This is a genomic window from Bradyrhizobium centrosematis (assembly GCF_045571495.1).
Classification (GTDB): Bacteria; Pseudomonadota; Alphaproteobacteria; order Rhizobiales; family Xanthobacteraceae; genus Bradyrhizobium; species Bradyrhizobium centrosematis.
On sequence record NZ_CP120703.1, the window covers coordinates 2,263,212 to 2,288,702 of the forward strand.

22 protein-coding genes and 1 tRNA gene are annotated in these 25,491 nt (G+C 63.8%); 11 read left to right on the forward strand and 12 right to left on the reverse strand.

What is annotated here, in order from left to right:
- Nucleotides 1-14: 14 nt before the first annotated feature.
- Together P6U31_RS10795 and P6U31_RS10800 are read left to right on the forward strand one after the other, a co-directional pair.
- Nucleotides 15-611: a Spy/CpxP family protein refolding chaperone gene (locus P6U31_RS10795; RefSeq protein ID WP_407188236.1), complete on the forward strand. Its 597-nt coding sequence runs from the start codon at nt 15-17 to the stop codon at nt 609-611.
- Between the two features lie 169 nt (nt 612-780).
- Nucleotides 781-856: transfer RNA gene (locus P6U31_RS10800), tRNA-Lys, on the forward strand.
- A gap of 398 nt (nt 857-1,254) precedes the next feature.
- Here P6U31_RS10800 and P6U31_RS10805 read toward each other — a convergent pair.
- Complete coding sequence (locus P6U31_RS10805; protein ID WP_407188238.1) at nt 1,255-1,764, reverse strand: winged helix-turn-helix transcriptional regulator; 510 nt, start codon at nt 1,762-1,764, stop codon at nt 1,255-1,257.
- Between the two features lie 348 nt (nt 1,765-2,112).
- On the opposite strand from P6U31_RS10805, the gene P6U31_RS10810 reads away from it, so the two are divergent.
- The 4 genes from P6U31_RS10810 (at nt 2,113) to P6U31_RS10825 (ending at nt 5,455) form a co-directional block, all read left to right on the forward strand.
- Nucleotides 2,113-2,304, forward strand: coding sequence for a hypothetical protein (locus P6U31_RS10810; RefSeq protein ID WP_407188240.1), 192 nt, complete (start codon nt 2,113-2,115; stop codon nt 2,302-2,304).
- Between the two features lie 113 nt (nt 2,305-2,417).
- Complete coding sequence (locus P6U31_RS10815; RefSeq protein WP_407188241.1) at nt 2,418-3,356, forward strand: helix-turn-helix domain-containing protein; 939 nt, start codon at nt 2,418-2,420, stop codon at nt 3,354-3,356.
- Between the two features lie 111 nt (nt 3,357-3,467).
- Nucleotides 3,468-4,712: an acyl-CoA dehydrogenase family protein gene (locus P6U31_RS10820; RefSeq protein ID WP_407188242.1), complete on the forward strand. Its 1,245-nt coding sequence runs from the start codon at nt 3,468-3,470 to the stop codon at nt 4,710-4,712.
- Nucleotides 4,713-4,723: 11 nt separating this feature from the next.
- Nucleotides 4,724-5,455, forward strand: a complete 732-nt coding sequence (locus P6U31_RS10825) for an SDR family NAD(P)-dependent oxidoreductase (protein ID WP_407188244.1) — start codon at nt 4,724-4,726, stop codon at nt 5,453-5,455.
- A 163-nt stretch (nt 5,456-5,618) separates the two neighbouring features.
- Here the strand turns inward: P6U31_RS10825 and P6U31_RS10830 are convergent, their stop codons facing one another.
- From P6U31_RS10830 to P6U31_RS10860, 7 genes are all read right to left on the reverse strand, one after another.
- A complete protein-coding gene (locus P6U31_RS10830; RefSeq protein ID WP_407188246.1) occupies nt 5,619-6,617 on the reverse strand; it encodes an ATP-binding protein in 999 nt (332 codons plus the stop codon).
- 107 nt (nt 6,618-6,724) lie between these two features.
- Entirely contained in the window at nt 6,725-7,024 is a 300-nt protein-coding gene (locus P6U31_RS10835; RefSeq protein ID WP_407188248.1) for a hypothetical protein, read from the reverse strand.
- Entirely contained in the window at nt 7,021-7,734 is a 714-nt protein-coding gene (locus P6U31_RS10840; protein ID WP_407188250.1) for a response regulator, read from the reverse strand. Before P6U31_RS10840 ends, P6U31_RS10835 begins: the two co-directional genes overlap by 4 nt.
- 91 nt (nt 7,735-7,825) lie before the next feature.
- Nucleotides 7,826-9,787, reverse strand: a complete 1,962-nt coding sequence (locus P6U31_RS10845; RefSeq protein ID WP_407188251.1) for a MacB family efflux pump subunit — start codon at nt 9,785-9,787, stop codon at nt 7,826-7,828.
- A 1-nt stretch (nt 9,788) separates the two neighbouring features.
- Nucleotides 9,789-11,021 carry an efflux RND transporter periplasmic adaptor subunit gene (locus tag P6U31_RS10850; RefSeq protein WP_407188252.1) on the reverse strand — a complete coding sequence of 411 codons (1,233 nt, stop codon included), beginning with the start codon at nt 11,019-11,021 and terminating at the stop codon, nt 9,789-9,791.
- On the reverse strand, nt 11,018-12,460 hold the full coding sequence (locus tag P6U31_RS10855; RefSeq protein WP_407188253.1) for an efflux transporter outer membrane subunit: 1,443 nt from the start codon (nt 12,458-12,460) through the stop codon (nt 11,018-11,020). Before P6U31_RS10855 ends, P6U31_RS10850 begins: the two co-directional genes overlap by 4 nt.
- A 1,010-nt stretch (nt 12,461-13,470) precedes the next feature.
- Nucleotides 13,471-13,839: a hypothetical protein gene (locus tag P6U31_RS10860; protein ID WP_407188255.1), complete on the reverse strand. Its 369-nt coding sequence runs from the start codon at nt 13,837-13,839 to the stop codon at nt 13,471-13,473.
- A 298-nt stretch (nt 13,840-14,137) separates the two neighbouring features.
- Between P6U31_RS10860 and bamA the strand changes: the two genes are divergently transcribed.
- The gene (bamA, locus tag P6U31_RS10865) at nt 14,138-16,651 is read left to right on the forward strand and encodes an outer membrane protein assembly factor BamA (RefSeq protein WP_407188256.1); all 2,514 of its coding nucleotides are present in this window, start codon (nt 14,138-14,140) and stop codon (nt 16,649-16,651) included.
- Nucleotides 16,652-16,795: 144 nt separating this feature from the next.
- On the opposite strand, the gene P6U31_RS10870 is transcribed toward bamA, so the two are convergent.
- The 4 genes from P6U31_RS10870 to P6U31_RS10885 all read right to left on the reverse strand — a co-directional run bounded on the left by P6U31_RS10870 (nt 16,796) and on the right by P6U31_RS10885 (nt 21,617).
- Nucleotides 16,796-17,332, reverse strand: coding sequence for a hypothetical protein (locus tag P6U31_RS10870; protein WP_407188258.1), 537 nt, complete (start codon nt 17,330-17,332; stop codon nt 16,796-16,798).
- Between the two features lie 13 nt (nt 17,333-17,345).
- A complete protein-coding gene (locus tag P6U31_RS10875; RefSeq protein WP_407188260.1) occupies nt 17,346-18,662 on the reverse strand; it encodes a hypothetical protein in 1,317 nt (438 codons plus the stop codon).
- A 60-nt stretch (nt 18,663-18,722) separates the two neighbouring features.
- A complete protein-coding gene (locus P6U31_RS10880) occupies nt 18,723-20,894 on the reverse strand; it encodes a hypothetical protein (protein WP_407188261.1) in 2,172 nt (723 codons plus the stop codon).
- A gap of 429 nt (nt 20,895-21,323) precedes the next feature.
- On the reverse strand, nt 21,324-21,617 hold the full coding sequence (locus P6U31_RS10885) for a hypothetical protein (protein ID WP_407188262.1): 294 nt from the start codon (nt 21,615-21,617) through the stop codon (nt 21,324-21,326).
- A 35-nt stretch (nt 21,618-21,652) separates the two neighbouring features.
- Here P6U31_RS10885 and P6U31_RS10890 point away from each other — a divergent pair, with 35 nt between their 5' ends.
- From P6U31_RS10890 to fliS, 4 genes are all read left to right on the forward strand, one after another.
- Nucleotides 21,653-22,351, forward strand: coding sequence for an RNA polymerase sigma factor (locus P6U31_RS10890; RefSeq protein ID WP_407188263.1), 699 nt, complete (start codon nt 21,653-21,655; stop codon nt 22,349-22,351).
- Between the two features lie 143 nt (nt 22,352-22,494).
- Complete coding sequence (locus P6U31_RS10895; RefSeq protein WP_407188264.1) at nt 22,495-23,319, forward strand: flagellin; 825 nt, start codon at nt 22,495-22,497, stop codon at nt 23,317-23,319.
- Nucleotides 23,320-23,379: 60 nt separating this feature from the next.
- Nucleotides 23,380-25,062, forward strand: a complete 1,683-nt coding sequence (fliD, locus tag P6U31_RS10900; RefSeq protein ID WP_407188266.1) for a flagellar filament capping protein FliD — start codon at nt 23,380-23,382, stop codon at nt 25,060-25,062.
- Nucleotides 25,062-25,490 carry a flagellar export chaperone FliS gene (fliS, locus tag P6U31_RS10905; RefSeq protein ID WP_407188268.1) on the forward strand — a complete coding sequence of 143 codons (429 nt, stop codon included), beginning with the start codon at nt 25,062-25,064 and terminating at the stop codon, nt 25,488-25,490. Before fliD ends, fliS begins: the two co-directional genes overlap by 1 nt.
- Nucleotide 25,491 lies beyond the last annotated feature (1 nt).

Below are 25,491 nucleotides of genomic sequence, written 5' to 3' on the forward strand. Positions count from 1 at the left end.
CAGAGGAGGTTCGGATGAAGAAGTTCACCATCGCCGCCATCGCCGTGCTCAGCATCGCTGGCTCGGGCGCTGTCTATGCCCAATATCATCGGCCGTGGATGGAGCATGTCCGCCATATCCGCATGAACCCGGAAGACCGCGCCGCCTTTGTCGACGCGCGGATTGCCGCCGTCCATGCCGGCCTGAAGCTCAACGCCGATCAAGAGAAGTTGTGGCCGCCGGTCGAGGCTGCCGTGCGGGAATTCGCCAAGCTGCGCATCGACCGCGCCAATGCGCGCATGAATGCCGGCGCGGGCGACGCGTCGAGGGACGCCGACCAGGCCGAAGACCCGATCGCCCGCCTGCGCCAGCGCGCCGAGGACATGGGCGCCAGCTCCGCGGCCCTGAAGAAGATCGCCGACGCCGCCGATCCGCTCTACAAGACCCTGGACGACGGCCAGAAGCGGCGCCTCGCCGTGCTGACCCGCCACCGCGGTCCGTTCGGCGGCGGGGAGGACGGCCCACCCCGCCACTTCATGGAACGCGGCATGGACCGCATGATGGAGCACTTCCACCATAACCGCTTCGACCGCGATAGCGGCCCCGACCGGGACCGCGAGGGCCGGCTCTGAACGAGCCGGGTTCTTGCGGGGATCGACCCCGGGATTAACCTTGGCGAAGCCGCTGGAATCCAGCGGCTTTTCGCTTCTTGGGGACTGTCGAAAAACCTTCGCCGCATCGCTTGCCAGACCCGGATCGCTTTGCTAAACGACCGGCCTCGCAAGGCATTGACCGCCTTTCGGGCGCATAGCTCAGTTGGTAGAGCAGCTGACTCTTAATCAGCGGGTCCCAGGTTCGAGCCCTGGTGCGCCCACCAAGCTTTTCAATAGCTTGGGGACCTCTCGCGACTGCCATTCCCACAAGTGGTCAGCGGCCATTCCGACAAACCAGCTGCTTTGTTCGCTCCTCGCGACGCTTCTTAGTGCTTGAGATCAGTTGCTTGCGTGTGCGTTTTGCATATGTCGGCAGTTGCCGCGGATGTACAGGCGAAATCCCAGTTTTCGGCCGTAGCCAAGCCCCGCGCCACGGTGAGCCCCTCAGCTGTGACCGGCTATCTCGAAGGGAGGATCGCAGAATGGTGGATGCCGGACGACGTTGTGTTCGTGGAGGCGTTGAGCTACGGCGCCACGGGCAAGATCCAGAAGATCGAACTGCGCCACAGGTTCGCGGGACGTTATTCGGACGGCACGCACCCCATCCAGGAAGTGAGTTGGCCTAGGCGGCTCGCCGGCCGGCCTTCGCTTTGGCGCTCGTCGCGGGGGGCTGCGTCGCGGAGCGGGCACCAGGCCCCGGGTGGACCACGACCTCTTTCGCCAGCAGCGGTTCGCGGCACTCGGAACAGACCATAACCGGATCGAACAGCTTGCCGCACTTTTTGTGCTCATGCAGCAGCGGGCGTCCGCGCTCGTCGACCATGTGCGTGTCGCCCCAATGAACCAGTGCCATCATGATCGGGTAGAGATCGAGGCCTTTCTGCGTGAGGATGTATTCATGTCGCTTCGGCGACTCCTGGTAGGGAATTCGGCGCAGCACGCCCATGCGCACCAGCTTCTTCAAGCGCCCGGCAAGAAGGTGTCTCGTGATTCCCAGCGCGGACTGAAATTCCTCAAATCTGCGGGTGCGGAGGAAACACTCGCGCAGAATGAGCAGCGTCCAACGATCGCCGATCACGCTAATTGTGCGCGCAAGAGAACAGGGTTCTTCCTCGAGGGCTTCCCACTTCATCTCAGCTCTCTCCTGCGAAAACGGCGTGAAGCCTGAATCGCGTGCAATACTGATCGAACATTCTAAATAGGCACGCACGCCGATTGCAAGCGTTCCAGCCGTGGCGCCCCACTGTAGCACAAACCTCTCCGTTGATGGGGATTGACAGTTCTATTTTAGAACTATAGCGGTGCCGTTGTGGTTCCGAGGGAGGGGGAAGTGGTGACGAGTCCCACCGAAGTTGAATTCTCAGTTCGATTTCGGCAGTCCGAACGCGTACCTAGCAGAGCTCGTGATCCCGTCGATCGAGCGACGCACCGGCACGTTCGAGTACTGCTCCTCGGAGGCATCTACAAGGCGACCGGCAACATGTCTCCGGCAGATTCTCTTCGCGGCATCAAGAACAAGCCGGAACACCTTGCGATCGAGGCCCAGCGCTTCATTAGACGCCATCACATCACGACTTTCCGCCAGAAGCCGTACTTCCCGGTCAATACGCTGATGCTGATGCGCGGTGTCGTGGCCGCGCAATTCGAGGGTCTCTTCGAGTCGTATTTTTGAGCGGCCTACCATCACATTGGGAAGAGCCGAAGAAGATGGATGGCATTTGACCGCATATTGCGCGGGCGATATCCTGGGCCAACCGGGACCCTTGCAATTCGTATGGGGTGCTCATGGAATGGTCGACCAGGCCGCGGCGCGCAGACGAGCCCTTTGGAAGCTGGGCGGACGACCTTGCCGCGGCATTTGTTCGCCTTGAGCCGCGCAGGATTGCCGACGAGCCGTTTGAAGGCGTCATTTCCAGAGCTGATGCTGCGCCAATCCAGGTCTCCCTTGTGACCGCGACGCGGCACACGGTGGTTCGCCTTGCCTCACATATTTCCGGGAGCACCGACGATCTTTGTTTCATCAACCTCCAGATCGAAGGGCTCGGGCGCACCAGGCAACGCGGCCACGAGCAGACCTGCGCGCCCGGTGACCTCGCGATTGCGGATACGACGGAGCCGTTCGAGATCGCCAACTGCCACAATTTCAAGCTCTTCTGCTTTGCCGTACCGCGACGGCTGCTGCCAAGCGGGCTGCTCGATCGTCCGCGGCTCAACTTGTCCCGGACCGAAACCGGCCGTGCTCTGTCGAAGACACTCGCCGGCTATGCCGAAATCTGTCTGGCCGACCATCGGCGTTCAATGACCTCGGCCACGGTCGGTGCGCATGTGGTCGATCTGATCGCGCACGCGCCCGACGTGCTCGGCGATCTGTCCGCCGAGCGCGTGCACATCCCCGTCCTGCTGTCGATGATGATTGACCATATCGAGCGTCACAGCGAGGATTCCGAACTCGACGCGGCGGCGCTTGCCGCGAAGTTCCGTTGCTCCGAGCGTTACGTACATCGTCTCTTTGCCATGACGGATCGCTCGGTCGGCGAACATGTCAGTGACCGGCGGATTGCTGCCTGCACGCGCGTGCTGGTTGACCCCAAATCAGCTCACAAGACCATAGCCGAAATCGCTTTTGCCGCGGGCTTCCGCGACATCTCGCATTTCAACCGTCTGTTCAAGCGCAGCCACGGTTTGGCTCCGCGCGAGTTTCGGCGTGCGAGCAGCGCACGCTGACTGATCCGGTTCACTCCACGCCTAGAAATCGGACGCTGCCGTCCAAGATTTCCTTCCGAGGCGGGGATAGCCATGCCCGACGGCTGGCATCTGGGATCAGAGGATATCGCCATGGCGATCGATTTCACGCTTACGACACAACAGCGGGATCTTCAGCGCGCCTCGCGCAAGTTCGCCAAGGAGGTGCTCAGCGAGGCCCGGCGCGCCGAACTGCTGGCAACACCGGAAGAACGCTTTCTCGCGACCCGGCCCACCTATGAAGCGATGGTCGCGGCCGGCTATTTGCGCAAATGCATTCCGTCGCCCGCGGGTGGCGAAAATTCCGGCTTGATCGACATGGCGATCCTGGCCGAGGAATTCTACAGCGTGAACGCCAGCGTGACGCTGACGATGCTCGGCACCGTGCTCGGCTTGCTCCCCATTCTGCTCGGCGGCACGCCGGACCAGTGCCAACGCCTGCTCGTGCCGTTCCTGAGGACGAGTGGCGCGCCGCTCGCCGGATTCTGCTCCAGCGAGCCCGGCGGTAGCGCCAATGCCGGCTCGCCTCCGCCGGGCGAAGGGGTTCGCACCACCGCGAGACGGGAGGGCGACAATTGGGTCATCAACGGCCGCAAGAAATGGGTATCCTCAGCCACGGGCTGGAATCGCGAGGGCGCCGACCTCCTGTGCGTCGTGTGCCGAACCGACTCTGCAGCGCCCGCCAGTGAAGCGATCTCGATTATTGCCGTCGAGGGACCGGTCATGGGCCTTGTGTTCGAGCGCGCCATCGACACGATCGGTCATCGCGGGCACCTCGTGCCGCAGTTCGGCTTGCAGAATGTCGCGGCGCCGCACCACAATCTGCTGGGCCAGGAAGGGTCGGGGCTCGCCCTGACAGCGGCCGCCTTCACGGGGACCGCGGCGCTCGTCGGCATCTTCGGCGTGGCGTTGATGCGCGCGGCCTTCGAGTTCGCGCTGCATTTTGCCCAGACCGAAAAGCGCGGCGGCGTTCTCCCGATCATCGAGCATCAGGCGGTCGGATACGCCCTGGCCGATGCCAAGATCACGATCGAAGCCGCACGCTATCTCAGCTGGCGGGCGTGTCACGCGGTCGATACGCAGTCGCCAGGTGCGGATGAACTCGCCATCGCGGCAAAAATCTTTGGCTCGGAAGCGGCGGTGCGCGTGATCACCGATCTCATGCGCGTGGTGGGCGTCGACAGCTACGATCACGAGGCTCCGTTCGCTCGCCTGCTCCAGGACGCGCTGGCACTGCCAATCTTCGACGGCGGCAATATGGGCGTGAGGCGACGGCAGCTCCACATGATGTTTCGGCAAGGCCGCTACGATCCGCTTGCGGCAAGCGGCGCGGCTTGAGGGAGATCGTCATGGGCACCGAACGGAAAGTCGCCATCGTCACCGGAGCATCTCAGGGGATCGGCGCGGGGATTGCAGAGGCGTTTCGGCAGCGAAACTACGGGGTCGTCGCGACCTCGCGATCAATCAAGCCGGGCGCTGATGCCGACATGCTGGTCGTGCCGGGCGACATCGGCGATCCCCAAACGGCGCAGCGGACATTTAGCGCGGCGCTCGAGCGTTTCGGCCGGGTCGACACGCTGGTCAACAACGCCGGCATGTTCATGGCGAAGCCGTTCACCGCTTACACGCAGGCCGATTATCAGGCCTACGTCTCGACGAACGTGACCGGCTTCTTTCACATGACCCAACGTGCGCTCGACATCATGGCCAAGCAGGGGCGCGGCCATGTCGTCACGATCACGACGAGTCTCGTCGACCAGCCGATGAACAGCGTCCCGGCCGCCTTGGCGTCGCTCACCAAAGGCGCCTTGAATGCGGCCACCAGGGCGCTCGCGATCGAGTATGCGGGCACTGGTGTCCGCCTCAACGCTGTCTCGCCCGGCATCATCAAAACGCCGATGCATCCACCAGAGGCGCATCAAATGTTGGCCGCGCTCCACCCCATGGGCCGGATGGGCGACATATCCGACGTTGTCGATGCGGTGCTGTACCTCGATGGCGCAGGGTTTGTGACGGGCGAGATTCTCCACGTCGATGGAGGACAGTCCGCTGGCCACCACCGCATCCCATCGCCCCCATGAGGGATGGAACGACAGTTCAAGGTTTGCAGACGGTCAGATGGCCGCGTGTGCGCGACGTGTGCGCCGGGAGATCAAGAAAGATAAATCAAAGTCCAGCGTCAGCCGTCGTTCTAGACGAGGGCGCACGGATTGGTGCAGCTCCCGTTGCGTCGAAGGCCAACCATCAGTCTTTCGCATTGGATGCCCCCGGCGGCTGAGCTTCCGAGGTTGCGGTGGAGCTGGATTGCGACGGCAAGCGACGGTTCGAGGATGGCTCGGTTGTCTGTCCCCCGTCGCGTGGGAGCGTAATGGCGACGCGGAGCCCATTTGGTGGGTTGTCGCACAACGACAACGTTCCGCCGTGCGCCGCTACGATCGCCTGCGCAATGGAGAGGCCGAGACCGAAGCCGATGGTCTCGTCCATGGTGCGGGCATCTTCTCCCCGTACGAAAGGCTCGAGCATCGCAGCCTTCTTGCGATCCGGAATGCCCGGCCCGTTGTCGGAGACCTCGATGACGGCTCGGTCAGTCGACATCGATAACTCGACGCGCACGGCCGTGCCGAAACGTACGCCATTCTCGACCAGGTTTGTGATTGCGCGGGTGATGTCATCAGGCCGCACAATGCAGGTCGCGCGTTTCGGCCCCGAATAGGAAACAGCGTAACCACAGTCGCAAAACTGGTCGCAAACCATCTGGAGCAGCGCGGCAACGTCGACCAGTGTCGGTCTGGCAGCGCTTTCATTGCGCAGCAGCGAGAGCACCGACTCGAGCATCGACTGCATCTGATCGAGGTCGCGTACGGTCTGGGCGCGCTGTGCCGGATCCTCGATGTATTCCGAGCGTAGCCGCAGGCGCGTAATCGGGGTGCGCAGGTCGTGGCTGATGGCGGCCAGCATTCGACTTCTGTCGTTCATCAGTGCGGTAACGCGTTCGCGCATCCGGTTGAGCGCTCTCGCCGCAGATCTGATTTCCTCCGGGCCGTTTTCAGGCAACGGCGCGGACGAGCGGTTCAGGCTGAAGTCCTCCGCCGCGCGCGCGAAGGCCGACAGGGGCGAGCTGAGTGCGCGGCCGGCCCAGACGCCGAGCAGCGTCACGCTTGCCACCAGGAACAGGAGTGTGCTCGTCCAGAGGCCGCTCACGAAGGCAGGCATCTTGAACGTCCCGATCGTCGCCTCGAGCACGTCGCCATTTGCCAAATAGAACCAGAGGCGATTGTCCTCCGGTGTGGACCCACGAATGAGATCGACCGGGCCTTCGATAGCGGATGGAGTGGTCAGGCGCGTCCGCTCTAGCAATGGAGCCGTGGAGGCGGAGCATCCTTTTTCAACTGCAGCTTCAGCGCCGGAAAGGTTCGGCTGACGTTCTCAAGAACGAGTTCCCGCTCTCCCTGCGGCGTATTGGCGATGATCCTCGCAATCAGCTCGAATTGCTCCACGGGATTGTTCATCAAAACGCTCGGCCGGTTGAGCAGAAAATACCCCGCAATCAGCACATGGATCAGGATCAGTGACCCCAAAATCAAGGCCGCGATCTGGCCACTGATTCGCCTGAAGCTGAACAGCGTGACGATGTCGGCGGCGCGTCTCATGCTTCCTCCACCACCGGCGTGAAGATGTAGCCGCCGGTGCGGACGGTCTTGATGACGGACGTGTCCTGGGTGCGGTCGAGCTTGCGGCGCAACCGGCTGACCAGCACGTCGATGCTGCGGCCGAAGTTGCCGCCGGGCCGGCCGCGCGTCATGCTCAGGAGGTTGTCTCGGGTGAGAACGCGTCCGGCGCGTTCGCAAAAAGCCTGCAGCAGATCGAACTCGGCGCTGGTTAGCGGCACCTGCGCACCCTCGGGGTCGCGCAGCTCCCGCAAGCGAAGATCGATGATCCAGCCCATGAACTTCAGTCGCGTCGTCGCGCCGCCGGCGGCAAGGCCGCTTGCCTGGCGGCGCAGCACGGCGTTGATCCTGGCGAGAAGCTCGCGCGGGTTGAACGGCTTCGGCAGATAATCGTCGGCTCCCATTTCGAGACCAAGGATCCGGTCCAGATCCTCGCCCTTCGCGGTGAGCATGATGATCGGCGTCATGGATTCCATGCGCACGCGGCGGCAGAGGCTCAGCCCGTCCTCGCCCGGCAGCATCAGGTCGAGCACGATCAGGTCCACCCGGTTCTGCGATAGATGTCGGTCCATCTCCCTGCCGTTCGTGACCAGGTGGACCGCAAACGAATGCTCGCGCAGATAACGCGCGATGAGGTCGCGGGTCTGCCGGTCATCCTCGACGATCAGGATGTTCTGCGTGTCGCTGGTCATGCTTGAGATCGCATCGGGGGCGCCGATCATTGATGGATTTGCGGACGATTGTCTCGCCCCAAGAACTACGGTCATGTCTGCAATCCTACGGTCAGTCACGGCTCAATGCCACCACGGGATCCAGGAAGGCGGCGCGGCGGGCCGGGAAGAAGCCAAAGGCCACCCCGATCCCGGTCGAGGTCAGGAATGCCGCACCGATCGAGAACAGCGAATAGCTGACCTGGAATCCGGGCATCGCAATATTGACCGCAGTTCCGAGCAGGATCGCGGCGAGGATGCCGGCGATGCCGCCGATGGAGGAGATCAGTGTCGCCTCCACCAGGAACTGCTGGAGGATGTCGCTGCGCCTGGCGCCAACCGCCATGCGCACGCCGATCTCGCCGATCCGTTCGGAGACGGACACCAGCATGATGTTCATCACGCCGATGCCGCCGACGATCAGCGAGATCACCGCGATCGCGGCCACGAGGAACGCCAGCGTCTGCGTCGTGCTGGTGATGGTGCGGCGGATGTCGTCGGTGTTGAGGATGACGAAATCCCTGGCATTGTGCCGCTGCGTCAAGAGCGTGGTGACTGCATCCTGCGCCAGCGTGGTCGAGATCTCGTCGCTGATCCGGAGCAGGATGCTGCGAAGCGAGCGGTCGCCCGTGAACTGCGCCTGCACGGTGGTGTAGGGAAGATAGACCGAGAGGTTCTGGTTCGAGCCGAAGCCGCCCTGCTGCTGGGCGATGACGCCGACGATGCGGCAGGGCACCTTGCCGAGCCAGATGACGCGGCCGATCCCCGAGTTCTGGTCGTCGGCGAAGAAGGTCTTTCGGGTGTTGTCGTCGATGACGGCTTGCCGCTCGATGTTGCGCACCGCGTCGGATTCGAACAGGCGGCCTTTCGCCAGCTTGGCGCCCTTGACCTGGAAATAGGCCTCGCCGACGCCGTTGACCAGCACGTTCGATTCGTTGCCGCGGTAGCGCACCGTCGTGCTGGTCGAGACCGTCGGTGTGACTCCGGCAATGAAGCTCTGCTGGCCGAGCGCGCGGGCATCGCCGAGAACGAGTGTCTTGATCTTGCCGGCACGCGCGTCGCCAAAATCCTTGCCCGGAAACACCTCGATCGTGTTGGTGCCGAGACTCGAAATGTCCGACAGCACCTTGCGCTGTGAGGCGTTGCCGAGCGCAACCACGGAGGACACGGCGGCGATGCCGATGATGATTCCGAGCATGGTCAGGAAGGCGCGCAGCCGGTGCGCGGCCATCGCCACCAGCGCCATCCGCGAGGCTTCCCGCAGGCGCCGCAACGCGCCGGGCCAGCCGGCACCGCTGTCCCGAGAGGCCCGAGACGCCGCCGCGACCGGCCCCGATGCACCTGCGGTCTCGGGGCGGCGATCTGAAACGATCCTGCCGTCGCGCAGTTCGATGGTGCGCTCGGCCCGCGCGGCGACGTCGGCATCGTGGGTAACGATGATGATCGTCCGCCCCTCGCCGTGCAGCTCCTTCAGGATCTTCAGGACCTCCTCGCCGCTGCGTCGGTCCAGCGCGCCGGTCGGCTCGTCCGCCAGGATGACTTCGGCGCCGTTGATCAGCGCCCGTGCGATCGAGACGCGCTGCTGCTGGCCGCCCGACAGCTGGTTCGGGCGGTGGCCGCGCCGGTCGTCCACACCAAGCCTCGCGAGCAGCTGCCCTGCGCGTGTGCGGCGCTCTCGGGCCTTCATCCCGGCATAGATCGCTGGGATCTCGACGTTCTCGGCGGCGGAGAGGTCGCCGAGCAAATGATAGCGCTGGAAGATGAAGCCGAAATGCTCGCGCCGCAGCGCCGCCAGTTCGTCTGCGTCGAGTTCGGAGACGTTCTTGCCGGCGACACGATATCTGCCCGAGGTCGGGCGGTCGAGGCAGCCAAGGATGTTGAGCAGCGTCGATTTACCCGATCCGGACGAGCCGATGATCGCCACCATCTCGCCGGGCTGGATGTTCAATGACAAATCGTCGAGCGCAACCACGCGCGCGTCACCGGCCGCAAATTCCCGTCTGACGTTCTCGAGGGCGATGATCGGATCGGCCATCTCAGAGACCTCCCGGCGGGCCGCCGGGCATGCTGCTCGATGCGGTCTGCTCGCTGGCTTCTCCGGTGACGACCCGGTCGCCCTCGTCGAGGCCGGACCTGATCTCGACCGTAGTGCGGTCATTGAGGCCGGTCTTGACCTCGCGCTCGCGCACGTCACCCGACGCATCGAGGACGCGGACGGTGCTGCGGCCGTCGGATTTGCGCATCAGCGCGAGCGCGGGGATGACCTTCACGCGCTTGGCCTCACCGGTGATGATGTGCACCTCAGCGGTCATGTAGGTCCGCAGCGACAGATCCCTGTTGGGGACATTGAAAACACCGATGTAGTAGATGGCGGTGCTGGTCGAGCTCGACGAACTCGAACTCGTGCTCGAACTCGATGTGGTGGTCGAGGAGAAGCTGGCGTCGCTCTTGATGGACTCGGGAGCCGGCTCGATCTGCTCCAGGCTAGCCTCGTAGCGGTGATCCTGGTCGCCGAGGATGGTGAAGTAGAGCGCCTGGCCCGGCTTGACCTTGACGATGTCGGCCTCGGAGATCTCCGCCCGCACCGTCATGGTCTCGAGCTGGCCGAGCACGACGATGGTCGGAGCGGACTGCACCGCGTTGACCGTCTGGCCCTCCTGCACGACGGTGGCGAGCACCGTGCCATCGATAGGCGCGGTGATCCTGGTGTAGTCGAGGTTCACCCGCGCCGTCTCGACGCTGGCTTCGGCGCCCACGATCAGCGCTTGAAGCGCGGCGATCTGGGCGCGGGTCTGCCGCACCGTCGAATCCGCATTGTCGAAATCGCTGCGCGAGGTGGCGTGCTGCGCCAGTGTCGCCTGCTGTCGTGCGAGATTGGCTTCCGCCAGCACCAACGCGGCTTCCTTCTCCAGTTTTTGCGCGCGGTAGTTCTTGAGCGAAGCCTCCGAATTGCGCAGATCGTTCTGCTTGGTGACTGGGTCGATCTGGGCAATGACGTCGCCGGCCTTGACCGTGTCGCCGACGCGGACATTGAGGGCGGTGATCCGGCCCGACACCTGCGCGCCGACGGCAGTCAGGCGCGCCGGCTTGAGCGTGCCGCTGGCGAGCACCTCCTCGCGCAGGTCGCTGACGGTGACCGGCGTAGTGATGTAGGACCTCCCCTTGCTCGACGTCCCCGGAAAGCGCATGGCGGCGACCACCCCGGTTGCCACGACGGCAACCAGCGCGGCGGCAATCTTCACGCGCTTGGCGGTGATGATATCAGTCACTTCGCCGTCTCCCGGAAGTGTGGCCCTGTATTGGTGTCCACGATGATCGGCGTCGATACGTCGACCGGATCGGACCAGCCGCCACCGAGGGCCTTCGCGAGGGAAATGTAGTCCTTGGCCGCGGATACCTTGCTCTGGATCAGCGAATCCTCAGCCGAATAGAGCGAGCGTTCGGCGTCCAGCACGTCGATGAAGCTCGCACTACCGGTCTCGAACAGCGACCGCGAGAGCCGGGCGGCCTCGCGATAGTTCTTCGCTGCCTCGGCCAGCTTGGACGCGCGAATGCGTTCCTGCGACAGCGACACCAGCGCATTCTCGACATCTTCGAGCGCGGTGAGCAGGGTCGAATGGAACGTCGCGAACGCCTGGTCGCGTTGTGCTTCGGCAATCCTGACTGTCGCCAGGCGCTTGCCCGCATCGAAGACCGGCACCGTGACAGAGGGGCCCACCGACCAGCTTACGCTGGAATACTTTGCGAGATCCCCCGCATTCAGCGCAGAGGTGCCGACCGAGCCGGTCAGAGAGACCGCAGGATAGCGGTCGGCCTCGGCCGCGCCGATCTTGGCGGTGGCCTGGGCGAGCTTGCGCTCGGCGCTGGCGACATCGGGACGGCTCATGAGGAGATCGGCGGGCAGGCCCGTCGGCAGCGGCATGCGCGGCGCCGGCACGGGCGCGGACCGCGCCATCAGCGAAGCGACGCCATCGGGCGGCCGTCCGAGCAGGATTCCGAGCCGGTGAATGTCGGCCGCGAGCGCCGCCTGATAGGTCGGAACGTTCGCCTCCGTGCTCGCGGCTTGTGCGGTCGCCTTGGCGAGATCGACGGCATTGCCGCTGCCGGCCTCGTATTTGCTGCGGGTGAGCTTTTCGGTGTCGCGCTGCGAGACCGATGTTCGCCGCGCCAGCGCGATCCGCGCCTGGTAGCCACGCGCCTCCACGTAATAGGCGGCAACGTCGCCGATTAGCGTGACGAGGCTGTCGCGCAGATCCTCCTCGGCCGATTGTCGCCCGCGCACCGCCGCCTCGATGCTCCGTTGCGTGCCGCCGAACAGATCGAGCTCCCAGCTCGAATCGAAGCTCGCTTGGTGCAGCGTGTAGGGCGCTGTGTCGGTGACGGCGGAGGCGGAGCCCGCGCTGGTCTTGTTGTCGGTCACCGAGGCCGAGCCGCTGACGGAGGGAAACAGGCCGGCGCCAGTCTGCTGCACCGTTGCGCGTGCCTCGCGCACGACCGCCTTGGCTTTGGCAACACTGGGGTTGGCTTCGACGGCCTGCTCGATCAAGCGGCTGAGCAGGGGATCGCGCAGGCGCATCCACCAGCGATCCAGCGTGCCGGTTTGCCGCCGGGAAGTTGGTTGCGCGCTCCAGTGCGACGGCATGTCCAGCTCGGGCGGCCCGGCATAATCCGGCCCGACGGCGCAGCCAGCCAGTGCGGCAGCCAACATCAGTGCGAGGCAAGCCGATCCGGTACGGGAAGGGACTTGGCGCAGCAGGCGAGGCGCCGGATGACGGTTCTCCTTAGCAGAAGGCACGGGGATTACGAGGGACAGGTGTGACGGCATCAAATCGGCTGGGATTCATTGGCCTCGCCCCGGAAGGAGGAGGGCGCTCATGGTCTCGGAGGCAGGACGAGGCAGGAACCACTAGCCTAGGGATCGTGGCCTTTCGGCAGCCGGAATGTTGCTGAATGTAAACAGATGTTGCGCGGCATCTCGGCGCCGGCGGCGGGCAGTTCGCCACGGGCAGCATCGGTCCCTGTTTCGCCGCCGCGTCAAGGACTTCCGGAAAAATATTCCGCTTTACCGAAATTCTGATTTGTCGTATATGTTGCCCATCCCGGCTCATCCTTGAGGGGCGATCATGCGGTCGTCATTTTCGCGAGCCGGGCTTGCGGTGGACGCGGCAGCGTCGGGCGCGGGTGGTCAGGGGCAGGGCGGATTGCTCTCCGTGAGCCCAAGGCTTCGCGTGGACGAACGGCGCTGACAGGCTCGTCTCGCCAGCAGATCGGCGGCAACGTGCACAACGCTGTCGACCCCTGCAGCGAACAAGCGAGCCGCGCGTACGGCAAAACCGTGTGGTCCTGGCCGTCGTTGCTACGGTCAAGCTCTTGCGGAGGCGGCAGTCGCGTCAACCGGCGCGGTGCTGGTGAATTTCGCAAGGACGAGGGAGGCCAGAAGGAATTCGGCTCCCGGGAGAGCGCGGTATAAGCCGTCCGACCACTGCGCAGGGAAGGCCGTGTGATCGGCTTCACCTGTATGCTGCTGTGCGGCTCCTTTGCGCTACGTTTTTGCGCAGCGGACCGCGGGTGCCGCCGGCACCCGGCCTTCCCTGCGCCCTCTCGGACAAGAGGGTGGATCGATCGGGCAAAGCTCGGGCGAATCAGCCGCGAGGATGCGAAGGCGTGTCTGGTCAGTGCGAACTGACAAGCGTTGTGGCGCGTCGGGACAGACGGATATCACCAAGAGATCGGGATTCGCTGCGCAAATCCACCCAGGTCCGACTCCGGGTTCAGAGGCTGACGGTCGAGCGGCCGGTTGTTATTACCCCGTGCGAACGACGTGCCAGGCGGCAAGGCGTAGTCCGTGAACTTGCGGTCGCCGGGAAGCACTTCTGTCCCGCCATCCAGCCAGGACCGCTTGCTCACATAGACGCGGGTATGCGGGCCGGACTGAAAGGACCGGTTCGGCCCATGCGGACCATACTCATAGACGACATCTTGCGTCGTCTGCTGTCGATCGCGCTTGCGAGTGGTTGCGGCATGGGCGGTGAGGGTCGAGGAGAGGAGAACGACCAGAACCGTTCTGGTCACGACAAGCGCGTTCATCGGCTAATGCCCCATGCGAATTCCTGATGTCGTCGCCTCTCGCACCCACTTCAGAGGTTGTAAAGAATTCGGGCGTTGCGCGATGTTGCTGCGCGCTTGCTCGGTGGGGCTCTGTACGGGGCCGCCTGCATGTCGGTCATTCGCGCTGAAGGCTCGGGCGGTCGTCATCAGTGGCCATACTCGCGCGGCTGATCCGCCAATCAATTTCAACGACCGGAAACAGTACAGCAATCTCAAAGCCACACCGCGGCCACAGCCGTCTCGTTTCAGAGCAGGCTAGATGCTCTTGAGGTGTGGAATGTCGTTTTTGCGGCCCTGGCTGATCGCGGTGGTGATGTGCGGTGTATCGATTGCGAGTTCAGCTCTTGTCGCGCTGTTGCCGCAGCCGGCGGCCGCGCAGGCGGTGGAGACGATCGTCATCGAGGGCAATCGCCGCGTCGAGGCCGAGACCGTGCGCTCCTACTTCAGGCCGGGCCCGGGCGGGCGTCTCGATCAGCCGGCGATCGATGAAGGTCTCAAGGCGTTGATCGGGACAGGCCTGTTCCAAGACGTGAAGATCAGTCAGTCCGGCGGCCGCCTCGTCGTGTCGGTGGTCGAAAACGCCGTGATCGGCCGCATCGCCTTCGAGGGCAACAAGAAAATCAAGGACGAGCAGCTTTCGGCGGAAATCCAGTCCAAGGCACGCGGGACCTTCTCCCGCGCCATGGTGCAGTCCGATACGCTGCGCATCGCCGAGATCTACCGTCGCTCGGGCCGCTACGACGTCCACGTCACGCCCGAGATCATCGAGCAGCCGAACAACCGCGTCGACCTCATCTTCACGATCGAGGAGGGCGCCAAGACCGGCGTCAAGTCGGTCGAGTTCATCGGCAACAACGCCTATTCGGCCGCGCGGCTGCGTGACGTCATCAAGACGCACGAAAGCAACCTGCTCAGCTTCCTCGGCAACAACGACATCTACGATCCCGACCGCGTCGAGGCCGACCGCGACCTGATCCGCCGCTTCTATCTCAAGAACGGCTATGCCGACGTCCAGGTCGTTGCCGCGCTCACCGAATACGATCCGGAGAAGAAGGGCTTCAACGTCACCTTCAAGATCGAGGAAGGCCAGCAATATCGCGTCGGATCGCTCGACTTCCGCTCCAGCATCCCGAACTTCGACGCGAGCTCGATGCGGACATATTCCCGCGTCCATCCCGGCTCGCTCTACAACGTCGAAGCGGTCGAGAAGTCGACCGAGGAGATGCAGATCGAAGCCTCGCGACGCGGCTATGCCTTCGCCATCGTCCGGCCCAGCGGCGACCGCAACTTCGAGGCGCGCACGGTGTCGGTCGTGTTCAACATCGACGAGGGCCCGCGCACCTACATCGAGCGCATCAATTTGCGCGGCAATACGCGCACGCGCGACTACGTGATCCGCCGCGAGTTCGACATCTCGGAAGGCGACGCCTACAACCGCGCGTTGGTCGACCGTGCCGAGCGGCGGCTGAAGAACCTCGACTATTTCAAGAGTGTCAAGATCGTCACCGAGCCGGGCTCGTCCAGCGACCGCGTCGTCCTGATCGTCGACATGGAGGAGAAGTCGACCGGCGACTTCTCGATCTCGGGCGGCTATTCCACCTCCGACGGTGCGCTGGCCGAAGTCTCGATCTCCGAACGAAACCTGCTCGGCCGCGGTCTCTATGCCAAGGCGTCCGTCAGCTACGGCCAGTATTCGCGCGGCATTTCACTGTCGTTCGTGGAGCCTTATCTGCTCGACTACCGGCTGGCGCTCGGCTTTGACACCTATTGGCGCCAGCAATTATCGAACAGGTATACGAGCTACGGCGTGACGACGCTGGGCTTCTCGCCGCGCCTGGGCTTTGCGTTGCGCGAGGACCTCTCACTCCAGCTCCGCTATTCGCTCTATCAGCAGAGCATCACGCTCGCCAGCGCGTATAACAATTGCAACAACAACGCATCGAACACGTCGCTCGCCTTCAACCCGACGCCGGCCTACATCAAGAATGTGCTGGGCGGCGTGGATCCGACCAACGCCACCGATTCTGGCGTCTACGGCTATGGCTGCTATGGCGACGGCGAGTCGAGCCTCCCGGTGCGGAAGGAACTGGCGAACGGTGCGACCTGGACGTCCGCGCTCGGCTACACGCTGAACTACAACACGCTCGACAACACCAAGAACCCCACCGACGGCTTGCTGGTCGACTTCAAGCAGGATTTTGCGGGTGTCGGCGGCGACGTCACCTATCTGAAAACGGCGGTGGACACCAAGTACTACACGTCGCTCGTGTCCGATATCGTCAGCGTGATCCATCTCCAGGGCGGTCTCCTCAGCAAGCTCGGCAGCCAGGACCTGCGCATGCTGGATCATTTCCAGATGGGACCGAACCTCGTGCGCGGCTTCGCCTCCAACGGCATCGGTCCGCGCGACATCACCTACTACAACTACGGTTCCAGCGGTGATGCGCTCGGCGGCACCAAATACTGGGGCGCCTCGGTGGAATTGCAGATGCCGTTCTGGTTCCTGCCCAAGGAAGTCGGCCTCAAGGGCGCGGTCTATGCCGATGCCGGTTCGCTCTGGGGTTACCAGGGGCCGACGTCGTGGACGGCGACGGGCGAAGTCAACACCAAGGCGTGCCCGACCTGCGGACTGCAATACGACGACAGCAGTACGGTGCGATCGTCCGTCGGCGTCGGCCTGATCTGGGCCTCGCCGTTCGGGCCGCTGCGCTTCGACTACGCGGTGCCGCTGACGAAGGGCAAGTACGACACGGTTCAGGAGTTCAGGTTTGGGGGTGGCACGTCGTTCTAGTTGGACGCCCGCCGCTGCATGGCGAGGGAGGATCGAGTCATCTAGGAGAGAGCCGCGAGCATTGGCAGGCCAACGAGATCCTGCGAAAGCAAAGCGCTCTTTGGCCGTGGCAGAGCTCGACGGCAGTTCAGGCCATGACGGCCCTTAGTTCATCATCGCGAGCGCCGGACGCCGGCCTTCACTGCACGAGATGATGCCGGGGAGATCGGTGGCCTCGCCGGCGATCATGCCCGACATGTGCCAGAACAGGTACGCAAGGCGAGAGAACACCATCCGCTCGCGCTCGGCAGCAACGGTGCCGTCAGGAATCGTCACGGTCTCCAGGCCGACCACCTTCTTGAACTCCGGCCAGATCATCATCGACTGCGCGATCACGGAATAGCAGCGCGGATCCTCGTCCCACTCGTCGGCCCCCGGCGGCAAGCCCGGATATTGCGTCGGCGCGACGTAGAATTTGTAGGCACCATAGCCGAGCCGGAGCAGGAATCTTTCCGGGACGGCGACGTCGGCGGCAAATGACACCAGCCGAGCCTCGCCCAGCACGTCGGCTTCGATCGCGCCGAGGTCGGACGCGCGCAGCGCCGAGCAGAAGGTGAGTCCGCGATTGTGCTCGCGGAGCAGATTGGCCAGCGGCGGCTGCTGTTGCACGGTGTCGGTGAGCAGGATGATGGTCTTGAGCATCGTGAGGTGTCCGTCAGGAGAAGAGGTGGCGAGTGGTCATGAGCGCTTCGTCGGAGCCGTGGGTCGCAAAGAAGTCGTCGGCAATGCGCTGTCCCGGCGCGATCTCCAGGATGCGGTAACGCGCCCGGGCGGCGGCTTCGCGGGCGGCGCCGACGTCGTCCTGCCAAGCGCAGAGGGACAATTCGAGCCGGCCGTAGCCGCCGCAATTGGCGGCATAGGCGCCCGTCACGGCTTCCACGGTCGCAGCGACCGCGCCGGCATCACAGGCCGAGACGTCGCGCAGGATCACGGCGATGCCGGTGCCGGTCTCGGCTTTCGAGGTCATGACCATGAAGGCGTCGCGAGCGCCGGTACGTCCGGCGCGGCGGGCTGCGCGTGCGATGCCGGCAAAGCCGGGATCGGGACCGAGCTCCAGCGTCGTCGTCTGCTGATCGTGCAGGATCGTGGCACGCATCGCGCCGAGGTCACCCTTCAGCGCGTGGTAGGAGCGCGGCAGCCAGACAGTGTCGAGAGGCATTTGGGAAGATGTCAGGCTCCAGGCCTGGTCGAGCAGATAGCCCTCCCAGACCGCAGGATAGGACGCGGCGAGTTGCTGCCACGTGCGCAGCATCATCTCCGCAGCTTTGGTGCGGCCGAGATAGAGCGTGCGCGCCGACATCTCCCAGCCATTCCACTTGTGCAAGGCCAGGTCGCACCCGAGGAAGGACGGCAGCAGCGGCGCCTCGCGCAGCACCGCGCCGGATTCGACGAACAGCAGCGGCTCGCGATATTTGTTCCACATCCGCATCATGAACTCGGCCTTTTCGAAGCAGAGGATGCGGTCGCCGAGCTGGGCTTCGACCGGCTCGATGTGGCAGGCGAGGTCGAACCGTTCGAGCGAATGCCGGAGCGCGAAGGCCGCGGTTGCATCGCCGCCGCGCGGATAGCAGGAGACGATCCGCGGCCGCAGGGTTGATGAATCGGGGGCGGAGAGGAATTTCGACCAGCCGATGCCGCCCCACCACATCTCGTGCGGTCCGTCCGCGCCGCAGGGGCCGACAGTGCCGAACTCCGTCAGCTTCGACTTGAGGAAGTCGAAGCCGGGGTTCTCGCCTCTGGGAATGACGACGGCGCAGCCGGGCGTCAGCGAGCCGTAGAACAGCTCGGCGGCCGCGCCGCTTGGCGGCTCCTTGAGGATGATGACGCCGGCCCGCCGGCCCTGGCTGAAATCGCAAATCGGCGCGCCGTACTGCCTGACCAGCCAGTCGAGGCGGTCGCGCTGGGTCCGGCCGAGCCTCACGCCGTCGGATTGCGACAGCTGATCAAGGATTTCGCGCGTCTCGTCCGTCAATTCCGTACCCCCGATCTCGGCCCTTGGACTTCAACGGTCGCGGCGGTGCAATCAGGCGGACTATTTGGGATGGGCGCGCAATGGCGTAATGGCCACGGAATAGATCGCGACATTCTCAGTCATGGGGGCGATCGGGATCAGCAGGCAGCCATCCTCGCTTTCGGCGCAATAATGGTAGCCGTTCCGCCGAATCCCGGCGAAGACCAGGCTCTCAGCCGCGATGCCGACCACGTCCTGGCTGTTGGCGGCGCCGCGGATGTCGTCGGCGCTCTGGATGGTCACGTCATGCAGGAGACCTTCGGCGGCGAATTTGGGCAGTGGCAGGGCGATCATGCTGACACCCATCGTGCGGGAGACCGGAATGCGGACGCGCAGTTCGCCGAGGCCGGTACGACGGATGGCCACCGTCTCCAGCGTCGCTTCGCCGCTTGCCCGAAACAATCCAACCTGAGCCGAACCGGCGGAGGTTTCCTCGAAGACGTCGGCCGGCAGGCGGTTGGCGCCGAACAGCGCATAGAGATAGGCGTGGGATGGCGATAGCTGCGCAAAGCTGCCCGCCAGCCACATCGGCGGCGCTAGGGCGGTGCAGGCGGCGGAGAGGCCGCGCGCGGTGATCTGGCGGCGGATGAAATCGCCGTCGATCATCGGTGCCAGCGCATGCGTGCCGAGATTGACGTCGTGCTTCAATCCGCCGAGCAATGTTAGCTCGTCGTGATCCGGCAGCAGCAACAGGCGGGTCAGTGTGGCCGCGCACCAGCGCGCCGCGACCGCCGCATCGGCATAGGGATCAAGGCAGAAGTCCAGCGCGACGTCCTCGGCACTCTTGGCAAAGGCGAGGACCCCGGCCTGGATCTCGGCGGCGAGTGCGATCTGGTCCGCTGGCCGTGGATTTATCTCGCGCAGGACTTCGCCGCCATGATAGTCGCACACCGACCCGTCAGCCGAGCAGCAGATTTGCTCGAGCAGCGCGACGTTGCGGATGAGCATGCGCTTGACGTGGGGCGTGACCACGAGGTCCGAGATGAATCCTTCGGCGCTGTCCTGATCGGCGATGTCATCGAAGGCGTCGTCGAGCGATATCAGGTAGGCGCCATGGAGCCGGATATTGATGCCCTCGATGTCGAACACGCGACGGAGCGCCTTCTGAACGCTACCGGAATAGCCAAGATCGGCGAGCACGAGGTCGGTACATTCGTCGAAGCCGGGAATGGCGTTCCGAAGATAGGCGAGCAGCCGGGCGCGCAAGCCGGCGGCGAGCGCGACGATCTCCGGCGGATCCATCAGTCCGGGAAGCGCCTCGGCGAGCTCCTCGCCGGTGGCGATGCCGCCGGGACGGCCGGCAAAGAAGGCCGCGACCTTCGGCGGCATGATCTTTATGATGTCACCGAAGGTCGGCCCGTCGATCTTGAAGACCTTGCCGAGAAGGTCGACGATCGGCTGCATCGTGTCGGCGGATGCGATCAGGCTGACGCGGCGGTTGATCTCGAGATAGGCCGAGGTCATCCCGTGCAGATCTTGCCAGACGCGATGCGACAGAAACCCGTCGCGCCCGAGAAAGCCGAGGGCGACCTGCCGGCCGGGGCCGGAAACGTCCTCGCAGCGCCGCGCCACGAACGCATCGTAGGCCGTCATCACCGGGCCAAGCACGGTCAGACCGAGGTGGAAGGCCGGAGATTTCTCGGCGCCGCGAGCGGCAACCATGCGCCGCAGCGTTCGCGCACCGTGATCGAGCCGCGATGGCGCGCCCGTGCAGAGCAGCTCGAACAACGTCGTCTCGCGCTGGAATCTGGAGGCGAGCTGCGCCGTCGTCTGCGGATAATAGCGCGGTCGGATGCCGTGGCGCTTCGCGCCCTTGATGTCGGCCGTCTCGTTGTCGCCGACGTGAAAGGACGCGCCGGCATCGATCCCCTGCTCGGAGAGATATTTGGCGAACAGCGCTTCGCTCTTGCTGCTGCCGTGATCGCAGGACGCATAGAGGAAATCCCATGTGAGCTCGGGACGGCAAGCCCGCAGCAGCCGCGCCAACCGATCCGAATCCCAATACGTGTCGGAGATGAAGCCGACGCGATGGCCGGCACGTTTCATGTCGAGATATTGCCTGATCATGTCGGTATTGGCGCGGCAGAGCTCGAGCTCTGCGGCGAATTCCGATTCGACCAGATGATTCAGATCGCTGCGCGTAAGGCCGAACATCCTGAACGGAAAGAAGGAATAGATCTCGGAGATGTGCACTTCGCATCCGGCGCGCTTCTCCTTAGCGGCTCGGCGCGCGCGCGATTCAGCCTGGATACGATGCTGAACGAAACTCTCTGAAACATTAGGACAAGATGATCTTGAAATGCCGGATAGCTCGTAAGTCCTTTCAAACACGCCATTCGGCGTCGTGCAGGCACGAAGTAGAAACGTATCGAAAACATCGAATGACCAAGCAGAAACAATTTGCGCACGGCGCTCCGCACCGGCCGTTGCGATCTTCATGCTGCAAATCCCCGTCACCAGCATGATTAACGAGCGCATTTGCGGAGTCAGGCGCCACAAGCGCAAAAAAATTTCACGCGCGATTCAAAATCGCGTTCGTCGCGACTGACAGATTCAAAAAAATCGCTAGGTTCGAAAAAGGTGATTCGGCAAGAATTGCCGAGTGCAGAAGCTGTCTCGCGTTTATTCACACTCGGAAACAATCGCTTCTTGATGCGCATCGCGCGCCTCGCGCTTGATCACGTAGTGCCGCGTAACTTCAACGTTTTCTCCCGAGTGCATCTGTTCAGGATGGATGATCCGCCATGGCGCGAGACGATGTGATGATTGCGGGTTTGAAGCGCGCGAAGGCCGCGCGGTCGGCAAATATTGCCCGACGCTCGGCAAAAGATACCGGTTAACATCTTGAAAAACAACAAAAAATCTCCGCCTGGATTGTTTTGGCCCCGCGTTCAACGCCTGGAAGCCGTGTGGCATGTGCGCCTCCGGCATTGCGGGTTGGAGGTTGCGGGATGAGTTACGCTGCTGATGTCTGGTCTCCCGCCGAGGCCGAGATCACGAAGACGGCGCCGGTCGATGCGATCGTACAGGTCGCGCCGTCAGTGCCGCTCGCGCCGGACAGCGCGCCCGTGGCCGGCGATGTTTGGTTCGACGAAGACAGCGAACTGCTGGACAGGCTCGCTGCCGACGACGAAGCGGCGTTCCGCATGCTGGTCGAACGTCACATCGATCGTGCCTATGCGATCGCCCTGCGCATCGTAGGCAACGCGGCGGACGCCGAAGACGTGGTGCAGGACACGATGCTCAAGGTCTGGAGCCATCGCGGCCGCTGGCAGCACGGACGCGCCAAGTTCTCGACCTGGCTCTACCGCGTCATCTCCAACCGCTGCATCGATCTGCGTCGCAAGCCGCGCAACGAGAATGTCGACACGGTGCCGGAAGTCGCCGACGGTCAGCCCGGAGCCGTCGAGATCATCGAGCGCAACGAGCTGAACGACATGCTTGAGCTCGCGATGCAGCGTCTGCCCGAGCAGCAGCGCATCGCGGTGATCTTCTCGTACCACGAGAACATGAGCAACGGCGAGATTGCCCAGGTGATGGACACGACGGTTGCCGCAGTGGAGTCGTTACTCAAGCGCGGGCGCCAGCAACTGCGCCAGCTCTTGCGCAAGCACGAGCGCGACATCCGCACCGCGTTTACCGACTGCTAACCATAAAACTCGGCCAGCGAAAATTTTCGCGCCTGATCTTCATGCGCTCCGCCGTTTGAGCGAACGGACGGGGCTGCGGTCCGCGTCGTCGTAAGTCGGTTTCAACGATGCGGCACGCCTGCCCATCAGCACAGGAGCTTCCAATGCCCGCAATCAATACCAATACCGCCGCCAACTCTGCGGTTCGCTACCTCAACATCAATTCGTCGCAGGAGACCAGCTCGCTCTCGAAACTGTCGAGCGGCTCGCGTATCACCTCCGCGTCCGACGACGCCGCCGGCCTTGCGATCTCCACCCGCATCTCCTCGGACGTCACCACGCTGCAGCAGGCCGCGACCAACGCTTCGCAGGCGACCGCGATCCTGCAGACCGCGGACGGCGGCGCCTCGAATATCTCCGACATTCTCGCCCGCATGAAGTCGCTGGCCTCCGAGTCGGCCTCGGGCACCACGACCGACTCCAGCCGCGCCTACATCAACTCGGAATTCACGCAGCTCACGAGCGAAATCGATTCGATCGCCTCCGGGACCCGCTATTCCAGCCAGAGCCTGCTGGACGGCTCCAGCGTGTTCGCATCCGGCGTTTCGGTGCTGGTCGGCTCGTCCGGCTCGGACACCATCACGATCACGCTCACAAGTCTCACCGCATCCTCGCTCGGCGTCTCCTCGCTCGACGTCAGCACGCTGTCGGACGCGACTTCGGCGCTGACCACGCTGGATACTGCGATCGACACCGTCTCCGCGGCTCGCGCCAGCATCGGCGCCCAGGAATCGCGCTTCAACTTCAGCGCCGACTCGATCTCGACCCAGACCCAGAACCTGCAGTCCGCCAATTCGGCGATCGAGGACGTCGACATCGCGGCCGAGCAGTCCAAGCTCTCCTCCGCGGAAGTGAAGACCCAGGCCGCCGTGTCGGCGCTGGCCGCGGCGAACCAGATGCCGCAGTACCTGCTCAAGCTGCTGGGCTGATAACGATCCGGGCGGCCGGCATGATGCCGGCCGCCTCTCTGCCAGGGATAGTCAGGCAAAGTGACCAGCGTCAGTTCAACCAGCAGCAGCGCAAGTGCCGGCGTCACCGTCACCACAACCGGGACGACCAATTCGAGCAGCATCGACTGGTCCGCGCTGATCCAGTCCGCCGTCGACGCCAAGACCGCGCAGGCGGACACGATCTCGACCACGATCACCAACAACGAGGCCAAGATCTCGGCCTATCAGACCCTGCAGACCGATCTGCAGACGCTGTATTCGGGTCTGTCGTCGCTTTCGACGGCCGTGGTCAACTCGCTCTCTACCAGCGCGTTCGCAACGCGCTCGGCGAGCATCAGTTCGAGCGGGGATGTGAGTGCCTCTTCGGCGCTCTCCATGACGATCAAGAACGGGGCCGCGACCGGCGACCATACGCTGACGATCGGTCAGCTCGCGACCGCGCACAAGGTGTCCAGCACCGCGCAATCGAGCCAGACCGACGAGCTCGGCTATTCCGGCACGTTTTCCATCGGCCTTTCAGGCGGTGCTACGTCTGACATCACGGTCACCAGCACGATGTCGCTGCAGGACGTCGTCGACGCCATCAACGCCCAGACCTCGACGATCAACGTCCAGGCCTCCATCGTGCAGGTGTCCAGCACGTCGTACCAGATGGTGCTGACCGGCACCGCGGATGCCGCCGATATCACCTATTCCAGCACCTCCGGCGACGACATCATGAACGAGCTCGGCGTGACCGACAGCTCGGGCAGCTTCGCCAACGTCATCCAGGAAGCGCAATCGGCCGAGTTCACGCTCGACGGCATCTCGATGACCCGCGACACCAACGACATCTCCGACGTCCTGAGCGGGGTCACCTTCAGCCTGCTCCAGGCAACGCCGGACGGAACCTCGCTGAACGTCGGCATCGAGACCGATACCAGCCAGATCGAATCGGCGCTGGAGACGTTCGTCACCAACTACAATGCCTTTCGCGATGAGGTCATTGCCCAGCAGGCGACTGCAACCGACGGCACGGCCGACTCGAGCGCGGTCCTGTTCGGCGACGGAACCATGCGCAACATCATGGATGCGCTGCAGAACGCCCTGAACAGCACCGTGGGCGACATGACCATGGCCGATCTCGGCCTGTCCTTCAACGAGAATAACGAGCTCGAGCTCGATACCTCGACGCTGTCGGAGATCCTGAGCACCAATCTGAGCGGCGTGACCAAGCTGTTGTCGGCGCAGACCACGACGTCGTCGAGCCAGCTCAGCGTCGTCAACACCGGGACCTCGCCGCAATCCTTCACGCTGGATCTCACCGTCGATTCCGATGGCAATCTCACCTCCGCCTCGGTCGGCGGCGATTCCTCGCTGTTCACTGTCAGCGGTACCACCATCATCGGCGCGGCCGGCTCGATCTATGCTGGCATGGCCTTCACCTATAGCGGCTCGACGTCGCAGTCGATCACGGTCACCTCGACCACCGGCATTGCATCGCAGATCTATCAGATCGCGAAGAACTATTCGTCGTCATCAGGCGCGCTGCAAACACAGATCACCAGCCTGACGAATCGCGATGACGAGCTTCAGCAGAAGGTCGACGACATCAACACCGCGGCTTCGACGCTGCAGTCGCAGCTTCAGACGCAATACGCCAAGTACCAGGCCGCGATCGAGAGTGCCAACAGCACGCTCGACTATCTCAAAGCCTTGCTCAATTCCAGCTCGAGTAATTGATGATGCATAATCCGACGGCGTACATGGCCAGCCAGGCCTATCGGGGGACGGCGACGACCGTGCCGCCGCTCAAGGCGGTCTCGATACTGCTTGGCGGCACGATCACGTTCCTGCAGAAATCGCTCGCCGCCCAGGAGGCAATGCGCTTCGAGGAAGGGCACGACGACTTGATGAAGGCGACTGCGATCCTGCGCGGGCTCAGCCACAACCTCGATTTCGCCAAAGGCGGCGACGTGGCGGAGCGGCTGTTCCAGACCTACAACGCGGTGATCCTGGCGAGCCACAAGGCCTATGGCCGTCCGCACGCTCGCGAAAGTTTCGGCCGCATCATTGCCGGGCTGACCGAGCTGCGGGAAGCCTGGGAATTCGTCGATACGACCGTGCGGAGCGGCAAGCTGGCGCCAGCCGATTCGGCCCGCAAGGGCTGAA

Excerpts from the sequence above, each read along its gene's own strand:
- P6U31_RS10815 (WP_407188241.1), top strand. The coding sequence starts at position 2,418 with ATGGAATGGTCGACCAGGCCGCGGCGCGCAGACGAGCCCTTTGGAAGC.
- P6U31_RS10855 (WP_407188253.1), bottom strand. The coding sequence starts at position 12,460 with ATGTTGGCTGCCGCACTGGCTGGCTGCGCCGTCGGGCCGGATTATGCC.
- P6U31_RS10885 (WP_407188262.1), bottom strand. The coding sequence starts at position 21,617 with ATGCCACACGGCTTCCAGGCGTTGAACGCGGGGCCAAAACAATCCAGG.
- P6U31_RS10795 (WP_407188236.1), top strand. The coding sequence starts at position 15 with ATGAAGAAGTTCACCATCGCCGCCATCGCCGTGCTCAGCATCGCTGGC.
- P6U31_RS10810 (WP_407188240.1), top strand. The coding sequence starts at position 2,113 with ATGTCTCCGGCAGATTCTCTTCGCGGCATCAAGAACAAGCCGGAACAC.
- P6U31_RS10870 (WP_407188258.1), bottom strand. The coding sequence starts at position 17,332 with ATGCTCAAGACCATCATCCTGCTCACCGACACCGTGCAACAGCAGCCG.
- P6U31_RS10860 (WP_407188255.1), bottom strand. The coding sequence starts at position 13,839 with ATGAACGCGCTTGTCGTGACCAGAACGGTTCTGGTCGTTCTCCTCTCC.
- P6U31_RS10845 (WP_407188251.1), bottom strand. The coding sequence starts at position 9,787 with ATGGCCGATCCGATCATCGCCCTCGAGAACGTCAGACGGGAATTTGCG.
- P6U31_RS10840 (WP_407188250.1), bottom strand. The coding sequence starts at position 7,734 with ATGACCAGCGACACGCAGAACATCCTGATCGTCGAGGATGACCGGCAG.
- P6U31_RS10895 (WP_407188264.1), top strand. The coding sequence starts at position 22,495 with ATGCCCGCAATCAATACCAATACCGCCGCCAACTCTGCGGTTCGCTAC.
- fliS (WP_407188268.1), top strand. The coding sequence starts at position 25,062 with ATGATGCATAATCCGACGGCGTACATGGCCAGCCAGGCCTATCGGGGG.
- P6U31_RS10835 (WP_407188248.1), bottom strand. The coding sequence starts at position 7,024 with ATGAGACGCGCCGCCGACATCGTCACGCTGTTCAGCTTCAGGCGAATC.
- bamA (WP_407188256.1), top strand. The coding sequence starts at position 14,138 with ATGTCGTTTTTGCGGCCCTGGCTGATCGCGGTGGTGATGTGCGGTGTA.
- P6U31_RS10825 (WP_407188244.1), top strand. The coding sequence starts at position 4,724 with ATGGGCACCGAACGGAAAGTCGCCATCGTCACCGGAGCATCTCAGGGG.
- P6U31_RS10805 (WP_407188238.1), bottom strand. The coding sequence starts at position 1,764 with ATGAAGTGGGAAGCCCTCGAGGAAGAACCCTGTTCTCTTGCGCGCACA.
- P6U31_RS10820 (WP_407188242.1), top strand. The coding sequence starts at position 3,468 with ATGGCGATCGATTTCACGCTTACGACACAACAGCGGGATCTTCAGCGC.
- P6U31_RS10890 (WP_407188263.1), top strand. The coding sequence starts at position 21,653 with ATGAGTTACGCTGCTGATGTCTGGTCTCCCGCCGAGGCCGAGATCACG.